This is a genomic window from Acaryochloris thomasi RCC1774, from assembly GCF_003231495.1.
GTDB lineage: Bacteria > Cyanobacteriota > Cyanobacteriia > Thermosynechococcales > Thermosynechococcaceae > RCC1774.
Genome location: NZ_PQWO01000009.1, coordinates 102,888 through 117,661, shown reverse-complemented (window position 1 = coordinate 117,661; position 14,774 = coordinate 102,888). Strand labels below are relative to the sequence as shown.

12 protein-coding genes are annotated in these 14,774 nt (G+C 49.7%); 10 read left to right on the top strand and 2 right to left on the bottom strand.

Annotation, left to right across the window (positions count from 1 at the left end):
* Positions 1–14 precede the first annotated feature (14 nt).
* Positions 15–248: an MbtH family protein gene (locus C1752_RS15145; protein WP_110986976.1), complete on the top strand. Its 234-nt coding sequence runs from the start codon at positions 15–17 to the stop codon at positions 246–248.
* Between the two features lie 12 nt (positions 249–260).
* Here C1752_RS15145 and C1752_RS15140 read toward each other — a convergent pair whose 3' ends face one another.
* The gene (locus C1752_RS15140) at positions 261–527 is read right to left on the bottom strand and encodes a hypothetical protein (RefSeq protein WP_110986916.1); all 267 of its coding nucleotides are present in this window, start codon (positions 525–527) and stop codon (positions 261–263) included.
* A 131-nt stretch (positions 528–658) separates the two neighbouring features.
* Between C1752_RS15140 and C1752_RS15135 the strand changes: the two genes are divergently transcribed.
* The 8 genes from C1752_RS15135 to C1752_RS15100 all read left to right on the top strand — a co-directional run bounded on the left by C1752_RS15135 (position 659) and on the right by C1752_RS15100 (position 11,365).
* Positions 659–1,435 carry a thioesterase II family protein gene (locus C1752_RS15135; protein ID WP_233501617.1) on the top strand — a complete coding sequence of 259 codons (777 nt, stop codon included), beginning with the start codon at positions 659–661 and terminating at the stop codon, positions 1,433–1,435.
* 1 nt (position 1,436) lies between these two features.
* Positions 1,437–2,618: an HlyD family efflux transporter periplasmic adaptor subunit gene (locus C1752_RS15130; RefSeq protein WP_110986915.1), complete on the top strand. Its 1,182-nt coding sequence runs from the start codon at positions 1,437–1,439 to the stop codon at positions 2,616–2,618.
* The gene (devC, locus tag C1752_RS15125) at positions 2,615–3,838 is read left to right on the top strand and encodes an ABC transporter permease DevC (RefSeq protein ID WP_110986914.1); all 1,224 of its coding nucleotides are present in this window, start codon (positions 2,615–2,617) and stop codon (positions 3,836–3,838) included. Before C1752_RS15130 ends, devC begins: the two co-directional genes overlap by 4 nt.
* A 5-nt stretch (positions 3,839–3,843) precedes the next feature.
* A complete protein-coding gene (locus C1752_RS15120; RefSeq protein WP_110986913.1) occupies positions 3,844–4,275 on the top strand; it encodes a VOC family protein in 432 nt (143 codons plus the stop codon).
* Between the two features lie 15 nt (positions 4,276–4,290).
* Positions 4,291–4,869 (top strand): Ntn hydrolase family protein, encoded by a 579-nt coding sequence (locus C1752_RS15115; RefSeq protein ID WP_110986912.1) that lies wholly within the window; start codon positions 4,291–4,293, stop codon positions 4,867–4,869.
* Between the two features lie 285 nt (positions 4,870–5,154).
* Positions 5,155–5,700 (top strand): PEP-CTERM sorting domain-containing protein, encoded by a 546-nt coding sequence (locus tag C1752_RS15110; RefSeq protein ID WP_158535108.1) that lies wholly within the window; start codon positions 5,155–5,157, stop codon positions 5,698–5,700.
* Between the two features lie 30 nt (positions 5,701–5,730).
* Positions 5,731–6,978, top strand: coding sequence for a glycosyltransferase (locus C1752_RS15105; RefSeq protein WP_110986910.1), 1,248 nt, complete (start codon positions 5,731–5,733; stop codon positions 6,976–6,978).
* Between the two features lie 706 nt (positions 6,979–7,684).
* Positions 7,685–11,365: an Ig-like domain-containing protein gene (locus C1752_RS15100; RefSeq protein WP_110986909.1), complete on the top strand. Its 3,681-nt coding sequence runs from the start codon at positions 7,685–7,687 to the stop codon at positions 11,363–11,365.
* Between the two features lie 142 nt (positions 11,366–11,507).
* Here C1752_RS15100 and C1752_RS15095 read toward each other — a convergent pair whose 3' ends face one another.
* Positions 11,508–12,173, bottom strand: a complete 666-nt coding sequence (locus tag C1752_RS15095; protein WP_110986908.1) for a Fe2+-dependent dioxygenase — start codon at positions 12,171–12,173, stop codon at positions 11,508–11,510.
* Positions 12,174–12,677: 504 nt separating this feature from the next.
* Here C1752_RS15095 and C1752_RS15090 point away from each other — a divergent pair.
* Positions 12,678–14,705 (top strand): calcium-binding protein, encoded by a 2,028-nt coding sequence (locus tag C1752_RS15090; protein WP_110986907.1) that lies wholly within the window; start codon positions 12,678–12,680, stop codon positions 14,703–14,705.
* The last annotated feature ends 69 nt before the right edge of the window (positions 14,706–14,774 follow it).

Sequence of the window (14,774 nt, the reverse complement as noted above, 5' to 3'; positions counted from 1 at the left end):
CCAAGGAACGTTTCATGTATTCAGAGGAAGCCAACGAGACTCAACGCTATAAGGTTGTCATTAACCATGAAGAACAATATTCAATTTGGCCCGAAGAGCGAGAAAACGCTCTGGGCTGGAAAGATGCAGGCTTCAGCGGCAATAAACAAGCCTGTCTCGACCATATCGAAAAAACCTGGACCGATATGCGCCCTTTGAGCCTGCGGAAAAAAATGAAAGCTCAGACCTCTGAGCGATCTATTCAGTAGTGTAATTTCAGTCTACAAATACTTAAGTGCAACGTTAGCCGCAACAATGATCACAATTCCAAGTAATGCTTTCCAGCCTAATCCATCGAATCTCTGTGCCAGGGCATCGACTTTATCAGAGAGGGATTTGAGTTCTTCTCGAACGTCTTTAAATTCCGCCTGTGTTTCAGCTCGGAATGCTTTGAGGTCAACTTTTACCTCATCAATGGCTTTCTCGTTATGGCGAACGTTCTCTCTAATTGCACCAAACTCTTCTTGACTGACAGTCGCTTGAGGCATGTGTAGCTGCTCCGTTAATCAACACCGCTTGCAAAGTACCGTGGTATGGCCTTTTTATCTTAGCCTGCACAAACAGCAAAAACTCAACGATAAAGACATCCGATTCTATGTAGGCATCTCCCAAAAACCCCATGACAACCATGATTAAAGCAGAACCGAAGAAGCTGCAGCCCTGGTTTCCTGAAATGCTCCGCCCAGGAGTTGCTCATCTCTTTTGCTTCCCCTATGCCGGGGGAAGTTCTGCAATGTATCGATCCTGGCAGACTCATTTATCACCTCAAATCCAGCTTTGTCCTGTTGAACTGCCGGGGCGAGGACAGCGGTTTAATGAAAGTCCGTTCCAAACTCTACCGTCCCTCATTGCAGACCTAGGCGCAGCACTTTTGCCCCACTTAAATCGGCCTTTTGCTTTCTTTGGGCACAGTATGGGGGCTTTGATTAGTTTTGAGTTAGCGCGGTGGTTGCGATCGCATCAGTCCCCTCTACCGCAACACCTCTTCGTCTCAGGTCGCTCTGCCCCCAGCCTGCCGCCAACGGCTCCCGCCATTCACACTGTATCTGACGAACAATTTATTGCTGAACTTCGTCATTATGCAGGGACGCCAGAAGCAATACTACAGCATCCAGAACTCATGCAGATTCTATTGCCTACGCTTCGAGCAGACTTTAAGCTACTAGAAACATACGAGTACCACCCTCAAGCTCCTCTTCCCTTTCCCATTACTGCACTAGGCAGCTTCGCCGATTCGGTTGCACCTCCTGCAACGCTGGAGGATTGGCAGATTGAAACCAGCGAACAATTCAACCTCCGCATGTTTCCTGGCGACCACTTTTTCCTACAGGGAGCTGAACCACCGCTTGCTGAACTTTGTGCCCAAGCCCTGTGCCCCGAGGGTCTGAAACATTAGCATGTTGCCTTTGTCCTTCTTACCCATCCCTCTCAAAGCCATCGGATTGTTGACCATTGGCTTAAGTCCTCTTATCTTTAGCTGTGGTCAACTCAAAGAGCCGCCCACTAAGGCCCAAGAGGTCAAAGCTCCTACAGCAGTTGTAGCGCGGGGCAAGATTATTCCTCAGTGGGATGTGATTAAGCTCTCTGTTCCCAATGCTGAAGACAGCCGCGTTAACCGGATTATGGTGAAAGAAGGAGATCGCGTCCAGGCCAATCAGGTGATTGCTATCCTGCAGGGGGCTGACCGTCGTTTAGCAGACCTCAAGGCTGCTCGCGCCAACGTCTCACTTCTGCAGGCCCGATTAAAGAAAGCAAAGCAGACAGATGCAAAACCGGGGGCGATCTCAGCTCAGCAGGCCGTTATTGAACGACTTAACGTGCAGCTTCCGGCAGAGCGCAAACAGCTACAGGCAGAGCTTGCCAGTGCCCAATCAACGCTTCAAGAAGCCTCTTTAGCCTACGGGCGACGCCAGATGCTTTTGCAAGAAGGAGCCATTAACAAAGCAGAGCTGGAAGCAGCCCGACAGGATTTTGAAACGGCTCAGGCGACCGTGGCCGCTCGACAGGCTGCCCTAGAGAAAATCGACACGACGCTCAATGCTCAAATCAGAGAAGAAAAGGCTCGACTCGCCGATCTGCAGCAGGTGCGCCCCGTCGATGTTTCCATTGCCCAAGCTGAACTACAGCAGGCTTTGATTGAGGTGGAACAGCGCCAAGCGGATCTAGAAGACACTCAGGTCAGAGCGCCCATCGGGGGCCAGATTCTGCGGATTAATACGAAGGTTGGTGAGCAGGTCAACACGCAGCTCGGGATTGTTGAGTTGGGTCGCACCCAGCAAATGTACGTGCAGGCCGAGGTCTATGAGACGGATTTAGCCAAGGTGAGCGAAGGTCAACAGGCCACGATGATTAGTGAATATGGTGGCTTTGCGGGTGAGATTCAAGGGCAGATAGAAACGGTTGCTCTCCAGATTGGCCAGCCCACCATTGCGGCAGATGAGACTAATCCCACCACTGATGATAATGCCAGGGTTGTCAACGTCAGCATTCGTATTGATCCTGACGATAATGAGAAGGTCTCTGGCCTAACGAATATGCAAGTTCGCGTCACGATTGCTTTAGCGTCAGATCGCCCATGAAGCCGAAGCGGCGCTTTTCCCTGCCATTCAAGCTAGCATCCTCTAGAGTCAATCTAGCCTGGGCGCAGTTGACCCACCAAAAAGTCAAGCTGGTGATTGCGATCACGGGGGTTGGCTTTGCCAATATTCTCATGTTCACTCAACTGGGTTTGAGGGCGGTCCTCTTTGACGGGATTACGCTGATCCACGAACAGCTAGAGGGTGAGCTGTTTATGATTTCGACCTATACTCGCGCCCTAGGACGTTCCACCTTCCCGCGTGTTTACCTGTATCAAGCGAATGCAGTTGCTGGGGTTCGCTCAGCCAGACCGCTATATATCGCTGAGGCCAACTGGGTCAGTCCAGAGAAAATCGGCAAATCAACAACTGACCCAGCCGACGACTCTATTTTCCCTGATGAGGTCAAAATACTGGCCTTTAATCCAGCACAGCCAGTCTTTAAATTACCGGGAGTGAATCAACAGCTCAATCGTCTAAGCGAACCGGATACCGTTCTTTTTGATCGGTTATCGCAGCCCTCCCTCGGACCGATTTCAGAACGACTGGCCCAGCAGGATCAGGTCCGCACGGTCATGGATCAGCGTCGAGTCTCAGTGATCGGTGACTTTCAGCTTGGCAGCACCTTGTTCACCAAGGGGCACGTGATCATGAGTGACTGGAACTATGCCCAGCGCTACGGTCAAGATCGCCTCCGTGACGTGAGCTTAGGGTTGCTGGTACTTGCGCCTGGTTCTGACCCAATCCAGGTGCAGCGACAGTTGCAGGCGAATTTGCCTGCATCGGTTTCAGTGTTTACCCGCGAAGAGCTAATCATAAAGGAGAAGACCTACTGGGAGTCTGACCCTAGCGGCATTGTCCTTAATTTCGGGGCGTTGATGGGGTTCATTGTCGGGGTGATTGTTGTATACCAAGTTTTATACACCGATGTTGCCGAACATCTGCCCGAATATGCCACGCTCAAAGCGATGGGCTATGCTGATCGCGCCTTGTTGATGGTGGTTCTGCAGGAAGCAATGCTGCTGGCAGTTCTAGGCTTCATTCCTGGCACAGCCGCTTCGGTGGGCGTCTATAGTTTGCTCAGCTACCTGACAAAGATTCCGCTGGTGCTGCGCCCTGATGTGATGCTGCAGGTTTTCTTGTTGACCTTTCTAATGTGCAGCTCGGCAGGTGCGATCGCAGTTCGCAAACTCAAAAAAGCTGATCCTGCCGATATTTTCTAACCCCAATGCACGAACTCCGTCCCTTTCATATCGCTTTCCCTGTCCACGATCTTAAGACCGCCCGAGATTTTTATGGCGGCCTCCTAAACTGCCCCGAAGGCCGTAGTGCCAAAAACTGGGTTGATTTCAATCTCTACGGCCACCAAATTGTGGCTCATTTAAGTCCCAAGGCTGAGGCTCACTCGAACCCCGTCGATGGCCACGCTGTCCCGGTTCCTCACTTTGGGGTGGTACTGACGCTAGAGGACTGGAAACAATTACGAGATCGCCTCCTTCAGGCCGGAGTGCAGTTTGAAATCGAACCCTACATTCGTTTTGAAGGGCAGCCAGGGGAACAGGCCACGATGTTTTTCCGCGATCCTTCCGGCAATGCCCTTGAGTTCAAAGCCTTTAGAGATATGGCCCAACTCTTTGCGACTGAAAAATCTCACTCATGATCAGGAGAACTATATATGTCGGTTGTTTGCGCTGCGATTAAGAATGGAGAGGTTGCGATCGCATGTGATACCCAAATCAGTTTTGGCTCCACCATCGCTACATCAACCCACATCGCCAATGCCAACAAACTGCACAAAGTTAACGACAGCATCATCGGCATTGTCGGCTGGAATACCCTCTCTGACATGGTGGATCACCTCATTCTCAAGCATCCCGACCGGTTTCAACTCTCAAATCGCATGGAGATTTACTCAACCCTGCTCGAACTCCATTCGATCATGAAAAAAGACTACTTCCTCAACACCAAGACCAGTGATAATAAGCAGCCCGTCGAATCCAGCCAGTTCAACGCCATCATCGTGAATCCTCACGGTCTCTTTGAAATCAGCAAGCTCAGAGAAGTCAACGAGTATCGGCAGTACTGGAGCGTCGGCAGTGGCCGCCAATATGCCCTTGGGGCCATGCATGCAGCCTATGCACAAAACGCCTCAGCTTCGCAGATTGTGACCGCAGGCATCGCAGCAGGTTGCGAGTTTGATCAAGGCTGCTCACTGCCTATTTGTATAGAAGTTCTCTATATGCATGATCATTAGTATGCCGACTTAGGCAGTAGTGACACACATACTCTCATCGACATGATCCTCAAATACTCTCGGCAGAAGAATCCTAGAACGCCAGGAGTCTTCCATTATAAAAAAAGCATTAATGTCTTATAGAAAACGATTGTCAATAACTTTTTCCTGTACACTGTTCAAAGATTCTTAGATTTTTACGGGCAAAGCCCTAACTGATAAATAGCTGAATTTGCGGTTTTCCCGTTCATCGGTGCCCAGCAAGCTTGGATTGATACAGTAAATCGCTCTGACATGGATATCTCTATGAACCCTACATTCTCCCTTGCCATTGGCTTAGCCATTTCTGCCACAGCCCTTGCGGCTCCTGCGGCTCGCGCAGCTTCTCTCTCCTTTAGTATTGATAACGTCACGGGCGATCTATCCGGCGAGAGTTTCTCTGGTTCCTTCGATTTTGACGACTCTGGACTCACCGGCTCGGGAGATGAATTTGCACCCGTATCCAATCTGTCCTTCGACTTCCTCGGCACAAATTTTTCTGAAGCCAATGCAGTCGCGGGTCCAGAAGCGGTTTTCTCTGACAACCAGCTCCTCGGGCTAAATTATGCCGCAGAAACAACAGGTCCGACCGATTTCACCTTCCTGTCCTTTGCGCCAGCTCCCTCCAGTGGAGAGCTGTCCCTATTTACCTATGACACAACGACCGTCAGCGATGGTTCCGTGACTCAGCTTGAAGGAACAGGAGAGATCAGCTATACCTCTGTCCCTGAACCCAGCACAGTTCTAGGTTCTGCTGCAATTTTAGGTTTGATGTTTCTGGTCCGCAGGCAAAGGCAAAAGTACGCTGCCTAACGCACTCTTTCAGATGTTTGCAAGGCATTCATGAAAGTCACAATTTTAGCCACTGGAACACGAGGGGATGTGCAGCCCTACGTTGCTCTGGGACTAGGCTTAAAAGCTGCCGGTCATCAGGTCCGAGTTGCCAGCAGTAAGACGTTCTCTGAATTTGTGGGTGCCCATGCTCTGGAGTTCCACCCTCTAGAGGTAGATGTTAAGCAGGTGCTGGGCAGCGAAGTTGGCGCAGACATTATGAAAAAAGGGTCAAACCCCGTTCAGTTTATCCGCCTCTACGGGAAACTGATGCGACCCTTTATTGAGCAGCAGCTTCATGACTCATGGCAAGCCTGTCAGGGGGCAGACGCCTTGATTTATTCGCCTCTCAGCTTTGGCGGCGCTTCATTTGGCGAAAAGCTACAAATTCCTCACTTCCTCGCCAAAATTCAGCCGGTTGGCATCACACGCGAGTTCCCTAGCCCCGTCATCCCGCCTGGCATCAAGCTCGGAGGGATGTACAACTTATTGACGTATAAAGTTGTCAAGCAGATTTCAAGACAAACGCTGACTCCTCCGGTTAAAGATTGGCTGCAGGCAAATCTACAAATTTCACCCGCTCGCTCATGGCGTCAGTTGCAGTATCAAAAAGCTCAGTTGTTTGGCTTCAGTGATGCCGTTGTCCCCAAACCCCATGACTGGCCCGACTCCTGGTATGTGACTGGGTACTGGGTTTTAGAGCAGTCGAACTGGCAACCTCCTGCAGAGCTGATAGAGTTTCTTGCCGCAGGACCACCGCCTGTTTACATCGGCTTTGGCAGCATGAAAAGCCAAAGCCCCGCAGCACTGACCCAGTTGGCAATCAAAGCACTATCTTTATCAAACCAACGCGGCATTTTGCTCACAGGTTGGGGTAGCTTGCGTCAAACAGACCTACCGAAAGATGTATACATAGTTGATTCGGTTTCCCATGATTGGTTATTCCCACAGATGGCCGCAGTTGTTCATCACGGCGGCTCAGGGACAACGGCAGCGAGCTTAAGGGCAGGCGTGCCAACGATTATCACCCCATTTGTTGCCGATCAGCCTTTTTGGGGCGATCGCATCCAAAAGCTCGGCATTGGCCCTGCTCCAATCCGACAGAATAAACTAACGGCTGACGCCCTATCTAAATCTATTTCTGCAGCGATTAACCATCAACCATTTAAAGAACGAGCCGTTCGCCTTAGTCAAAGAATTAAAGCTGAGAATGGCGTAGCCCAGGCCGTCGATATATTCAATCAACTTATCAAAGACTGAATGTTGGTATTGGCACATAGAAAGCCAATGAAATCAACATAAATTACGATCAAGAAAAAGCTTTGATTAAGCCACCGGATCAGATGCCCGTATTCTGAAATTCATGCTCGCAGTAAGATGCAATTTATTTGTCGGGTGTTATTCCATAAGCAGAAGCTATCTTTTTGATGAAAATAATAGGCAGCGCCTGTATTACTAAGAAATTTTTCAACTAAATAATAAAATCTTCTGATAATAGGCCGACCTCTATATCTTCTGCAGTCCTTTATTCAAAGTATTTTTGGGGAAAACGTGATCTAGGCTACCTGAATTTAAATGAGAATACTATTCAATAGTCTGGTATAAGAATATACAGGTGCAAATTAAAAACCGTGCCAATCGCTAAGCTAAATCTTTGTGGATTTACTCAATAGTAAGAGGCCTCATTGAGTGAGTTTTCCTATAAAGAATGGTTAGTGCTAGTCATCTGAATTGGACGCTAACTTCTCTTAAAGATAAACATTCACTAGAGATATTTATTTGCTTGGAGATGCTCCCTCTTCTAAAGGAATTACTCTAGTCTCTGCTATTAATTTCTGGATTTTCGCTTTAGGTAAGCATGGAATATCTGCATTTCAAGAGGCAGAATTTCTGATGCTCATTAATATTTTCTCTGTTTTTTTGTTCAATTCTCCAATTGGAAATAGTTTGAGGTCAAAATCATAAGATGCATTCAACTACTTTGCTTCAATCGTGCGATCGCAACGATCTGCAACGCCCAGCCCTCAAACAGACGCTGGTTATCGTAGACTCCAACGTTGATCAGCTTCAGATGCTGTTAGACGACGTAAGCCCCCATTCTCACGTTGTTGTTCTCAGGCCAGACCAAGACGGTATCTCACAAATTTCTGCAGCCCTAGAACATTACGACCGCCCCATTGACTTGCACCTTGTTTCCCACGGCTCAGCCGGGCGTCTTCAGCTCGGGAACACCGAGCTTAGTTTCGAGACTCTTGAGCAACATCTTGAGCAGATAAAAAGCTGGTCGCAAGTGCTCAAGGGAGCTGACCTGCACATATATGGCTGTCAAGTTGCAAAGGGAGCCACGGGCCATCTGTTTCTACAGCAGTTGCATCAACTCACTGGGGCGAATATCTCAGCCTCTAGTCAAAGTATTGGTCGGACTAACTTAGAAGCTCATTGGGAGTTAGACGTTCAAGTAGGAACGCCTCAAGCTGCATTCATCTTCTCCCAGGAACTGCAGCAAAATTACACAGGTCATTTTGTGATTACCGTTAGCGTCAATACAACTGACCTTGTTGAGAGTGAAGAAACACCCTTTGTCATCACCTTTACCTCTGACGACCCTATCGATCCAACGGATCCGCCCATTATTCGATTTACAAGTTCTGAAGGAGTCGCTGGTCTAACGCGCTTCAGTCTTTTAGGTAATGTACCGAGTGGTGTCACGATTAACCCCGCCAGCATCTTCGGCTCAGAATTTGAGTTCGTAGAATTCGGCGTCACCGGAAGTGGAGCCAATATCACCATTCCCACAGCGAATGTGGATGATAACGAAGGACGAGCAGAAGCATTCCCTCAAGATGTTGAAGGCGAAAATGAGACCCTCTCATTCTCATTTGAGATTATCGACGGAGGAGCAAACGACGCCACCCTGGCACCAGGTTCTGACAGTGTGACAGTCACCTTCTTTGAAGAGCCTGTGCCTGTTAATACTCCCCCCGATGCTGTAAATGACACGGCCACAACAGACGCCGGTGCCGCAGTGGGGATCAACGTGCTCGCCAACGACACCGATGCGGATGCCGGCGATGTCCTTTCCGTCAATGCAGTCGGTGATGCCACCAGCGGTACAACGGCTCTCAACGATGATGGCACCGTTACCTACACGCCAGACGATGGCTTTGTTGGTGATGATAGCTTCACCTATGACGTTACCGATGGTAATGGTGGCACAGATACCGCCACAGTGAACGTCACCGTCAACGAAGTAGTTGTTCCCAACGTCGATCCTGATGCAGTTAATGATTCTGCCACCATTGACGCTGGCGGAGTTGCAACTATTAATGTGCTCGCAAATGACACCGATTCAGATGGCGGAACGGTTGTTGTTGATGCCGTCGGTGATGCCGCTAACGGTACAACAGCCATCACGGTTAATGGCAATGTCACCTACACGCCCAATGACGGCTTTGTTGGCGATGATAGCTTTACCTATGACATCAGTGATGGACAAGGTGGTACTGATACTGCCACAGTCACCGTTACTGTCAATGAAGTAATTGTTCCCAACGTCGACCCTGACGCGGTGAACGATACTGCCACCACTGACGCCGGTGTTGCAGCAACTATTAACGTACTCGCCAATGACACCGATTCAGATGGCGGCACGGTTGTTGTTGATGCCGTCGGTGATGCCACCAGCGGTACAACGGCTCTCAACGATGACGGTACTGTAACCTACACGCCCGATGATGGTTTTGTTGGTGACGACAGCTTTACCTATGACGTTAGCGATGGCCAAGGTGGTACTGATACCGCCACGGTGAACGTCACGGTCAATGAAGTAATTGTTCCTAACATTGATCCTGACGCGGTGAACGATACCGCCACGACGAATGCTGGTGAAGCGGCAACTATTAACGTCCTCGCCAATGACACCGACTCCGATGGTGGCACCGTTGTTGTCGATGCCGTCGGTGATCCCACTAGTGGCACAACGGCTCTCAATGATGACGGTACCGTAACCTACACGCCCGATGATGGTTTTGTTGGTGACGACAGCTTTACCTATGACGTTAGCGATGGCCAAGGTGGTACCGATACCGCCACGGTCAACGTCACGGTCAATGAAGTGGTTGTTCCCAACGTTGATCCTGACGCGGTGAACGATACTGCCACTACTGACGCCGGTGTTGCAGCGACCATCAATGTGCTTGCTAATGACACCGACTCCGATGGTGGCACCGTTGTTGTCGATGCCGTCGGTGATGCCACCAGCGGTACAACGGCTCTCAACGACGACGGCACCGTTACTTACACGCCCAATGACGGATTTGTTGGTGACGATAGCTTTACCTATGACGTTAGCGATGGTCAAGGTGGTACCGATACCGCCACGGTCAACGTCACGGTCAATGAAGTGGTTGTTCCCAACATTCCTCCTGACGCGGTCGATGATTCAGCCACCACTGATGCGGGTGTTGCAGCAATCATCGATGTTCTTGCCAATGACACCGACTCTGATGGCGGCGCGGTTGTTGTTGATGCTGTCGGTGACGCCACTAGTGGCATAGCGGCCCTCAACGATGACGGCACTGTGACCTACACGCCTAATGACGGCTTTGTTGGTGATGATAGCTTCACCTATGACGTTAGTGATGGCCAAGGTGGCACTGATACCGCCACAGTCAATGTCACCGTCAGTGATGTGATTGCCCCCAACGGCAACCCTGATGCGGTTGATGATTCAGTTACGACTGATGCGGGTGTTGCAGCAATCGTCAATGTTCTTGCCAATGACACCGATCCTGACGGAGATCCGATTACGGTTGATGCCGTCGGTGATGCCACTAGCGGCACAACCGCTCTCAATGACGATGGCACTGTGACCTACACGCCCAATGATGGCTTTGTCGGTGATGATAGCTTCACCTACGATGTCAGCGATGGTAATGGCGGGACAGATACGGCGGTGGTTTCAGTCAGTGTTCTTGACGATGGCGGAGCTGCACCTGACATTGTAGGAACAGGGGGTAGAGATTTCCTTAGAGGAACTGATGGAGACGATACGATCAAAGGCCTAGGAAGCAAAGACCTGATCATCGCTAAGGGAGGCAGCGATCAGATTCATGGTGGAGCTGGTAGCGACCGAGTCTTCGGTGGCTCAGGCAATGATCTGATTTATGGCAATCGTGGCCGAGATGTATTGCTGGGACAAAACGGGAACGATCGCATCTCTGGCGGAGAAAATAATGACACTCTAATCGGAGGTAAAGGCAACGATGTTCTCAGTGGCGATGCCAATCGTGATGTCATTATCGGAGGACGTGGCAATGATGTGCTGATGGGTGTGACCGGCGACGATATTCTCATCGGTGGTCGAGGCCAAGATACCTTTGTCTTTGGCAACGGCGACGGCACAGACACTGTCTTTGACTTCACCACTGGCACCGACTTTATTGGCCTAGTTGACGGAGAATTAGCCTTCTCTGATCTCGATATTTCTCAAAATGGGTTTATCACAACGCTAGGCGTCACAGAAACAGGTGAAACTCTCGCCCGCTTGATTGGAGTTGATGCTGAGAATCTGACGGCAGATCAGTTTGTTACTGTGCCTGATGTCTCAGACGTTGCTACCTTGCCCGACGACTTCTCCGTCATTTAGCTATCTAGCTGTGAAGCCGTCTTGCTTTAGGTAGTAGTAGAACTCTTCTACTGCCTAGAAAACAAAGCAGAGATAGATATCTATCTCTGCTTTGCCAGAACTAATCAGAGATTTGATTTAAGTTGCTAACTGCCTATCTTCATTACATATCAGACCATTGCCGCATCAGGTTTGACATTGATTTCGCAATCCAGTCAAATTCTTGAGACTTGCCACTGGTTTTAAAGATAGAGCGACGAGCGCGATCGAGATCATAGAGAATTTCTCTCTGGGCCGGATCGCGGAATAGACTCTGAACCCATCCCACAGCGACAAGTCGAACGCCCGTTTTCACTTCAGCAACTCTATGTAGAGTCGAAGATGGATAAACAATCACCGAGCCAGCCTCAAGCTTAATGGCACGATCTTGCTCAGCCTCTTGAATGATCAGTTCTCCGCCCTCATAGCCTTTGGGTGAGTTAAGGAAAATAGTAAAGGAAAGATCAGAGCGTAAATGGTTCCCCATCAGCGCGTTATCAACGTGTGCCCCGTAAGACATACCTGCTTCGTAGCGGCTGATGAGCATGGAATGCACGGTCTTGGGTCGCGCTGCAGACTGAAATTTTTGATGCTTGATCAAAGCTTGCTTCAGCTTCTCTTTAATCTCATTACCGTAGCTGACCTTACTCCCCAGTTGCGTGTTCTCTTTTACTCTCTTGGCAGCCCATCCAGCCGTCAGCTTTCCATCGATAAAATCCTCTGGATCTAAGCGGTTAACAATTGAGGTAACTTCCTCCGGTGGTAGCAGGTTAGTAAGAGTAAATATCATCAGTGCAAACAATCCTCATTCATAAATCAACGCAAGTTCGGAACTAATACCCGTCATCCCCTGCGATATGTAGTCATTGACCTTACAGCTATCGGTTCACAGAGAGCCATAATCTATAAGGATATTTTATCAATAAAGTGCAAATGGAATTGAATTTGCTTTCATTAATGCCGCTGCCCCACTAGTCCTAGCACCAATCCTCTTCTCAAATAGACTTCTGTTTCTAGAGTGCAGGCACCGAGAACACTGGCGATAGAGCTCTAGATTTATTGGCTAGAATGCTTTGTATACAACAGATGTATCAATGAATTGCTGACTGCCTCTGAATCAACTCTTCCAAGTCAAAAGGCATCAATAGCTCGACAGAGTCATCCTGCTTTTTATATTGCTAGAAGAAAAATAAAAAATTATTGAAATCAATTGTCAATAAGGCGCGATCGACTGTACGATTCTCGTGGGGAAAAGAATTTAGCCTCAAATGTAAATTTATCGAGCATTGAAGCGATGACGATTAATGGAACTGTATTAGACGACATCCTCAACGGTACTGAGGGCAACGATCTCATCAATGGTCTTGGTGGGAATGATATTTTGGCTGGCAATGAGGGGGATGACACGCTTGTTGGTGGAAATGGTGATGACATCCTTAATGGCGGCAGAGGCGATGACCGAATTCGTGGCGGCAGAGGGAACGACATTGTTGAAGGAGGACGTGGTCAAGATACAATCACGACCGGAGCAGGTGATGATGTGATTTTTGGCGGCAGGCGTTCTTCTGGGTCTGGTGGCAGTGATCGCCCTGGAGATACGATTAATGCAGGCGCTGGCGACGACGTTGTCACTGGTGGTGGTAGAAATGATTTCATCCAGGGTGGAAGTGGCAACGATACCATTGAAGGCTCTCGTGGAAATGACACCTTGAGAGGTGGTAGTGGCGATGATGTGATCGCGATTGACAGTATAGAGCTAGGCGGTGAAGGCGGCGAAGGCGGCGAAGGCGGTGAAGGCGGTGAAGGCGGTGAAGGCGGTGAAGGCGGCGAAGGCGGTGAAGGCGGCGAAGGCGGCGAAGCTGGTCCGGTAGTTGGAATCACCGCCGATATTGCCGAGGTTACGGAAGGTGAAGAAGTCACTTTTACTTTCAATGTTGAAGGCGATATTCCCCCAGAAGGTCTCCCCATTGCTATTGGAAGTTCTAATATTGCTCAGGATACATTGGACTTTGATCCGGCAATTCTCTCCGAAACTCCGGAAGGCTTCGCTGGACCACCTGGCTTCTCTTCTAGCAACATCGAACTGACTCTAACAGAGCCTGGCGCTAGCCTCACTCTCAGGCTGTTAGAAGATGGAATTGACGAGGGTACTGAAACCATAGATTTCTTTATTGAGGATGGTGAGCTTTACGACGTCGATCCGGCAAACAGTACCGTTGAACTGTCAGTTTCGGATAGCGAAGGCGGCGAAGCTGGTGAAGGCGGTGAAGCTGGTGAAGGCGGTGAAGCTGGTGAAGGCGGTGAAGCTGGTGAAGGCGGTGAAGCTGGCGAAGGCGGTGAAGCTGGTGAAGGCGGTCCCGTTAGTACTGAAGGTGGTGAGGCCTTTGGTGGTCGCGGCGACGATACTCTTTTGGGAAGTACCCGAGACGATCTCTTAGACGGTGGTCGCGGTGATGATGTTATTGCTGGCGCTGGAGGTAATGACACTATCAGAGGTGGTAGTGGTGATGATCTCTTACTCGCTGGTGAGCTAGATCTCTTCGGTGGCTTTGGCGGCGAAGGCGGTGAAGGTGGTGAAGGTGGTGAAGGTGGTGAAGGTGGCGAAGGCGTCATTCTTGAAGGCGGCAATGGAAATGACATCGCAGCCGGTGCTGAAGGTGATGATCAGATTTCTGGCGGCAATGGTGACGACTCCCTCCAAGGTAATGCTGGCAATGACAGTATTACTGGCGGTAACGGCGACGATGTTGTCCTAGCCGGTGCTGGTGATGATGTCATTCAAACTGGAAATGGTGCCGATATCGTTAATGGTTCTGACGGCCTAGACGTTATCAGCGCTGGTGCTGGGAATGATATTCTCCTGTTCGGTGGTGCTGATGATGACACCATCTTGGGGGGCGCTGGTGATGATCGCATCATTGGCAATACTGGTGATGATCTGGTCATCGGTGGTGCAGATAGCGATACGATTGGTTTCTTCACTTTTGGTGAGCAGACGTTTGCGGACCTAGGTGTAGATATCGTTAGCGGGTTCTCTGTAGCAGAAGACACTATCTCACTAGGAGCGGAAACTTTTGCTGCTTTGACAAGTGATGTAGGTGTAGGCTTCAGCGATGCCACCGATTTCACTGTTGTAGATTCATTTGGTGATGCCGACACCACCGGAGCACGCATCATCTTTGGTGCTGACTCTACGACTCTGTTTTATGACACAAATGGTGCAGAAGCTGGTTTTGGTGATGGGGGTGCATTTGCTATCCTCAACGGCAGCGATCCGCTGACAGCCGACAACTTTGTGATTGAAGAGTCAATCTTCGGCTAAGGCTCCAGGTTGTGCACTAGGTTAGTTAGTTTAAGGGTGTCGCTCAGCTTTTAGAATTGAGCGATACCC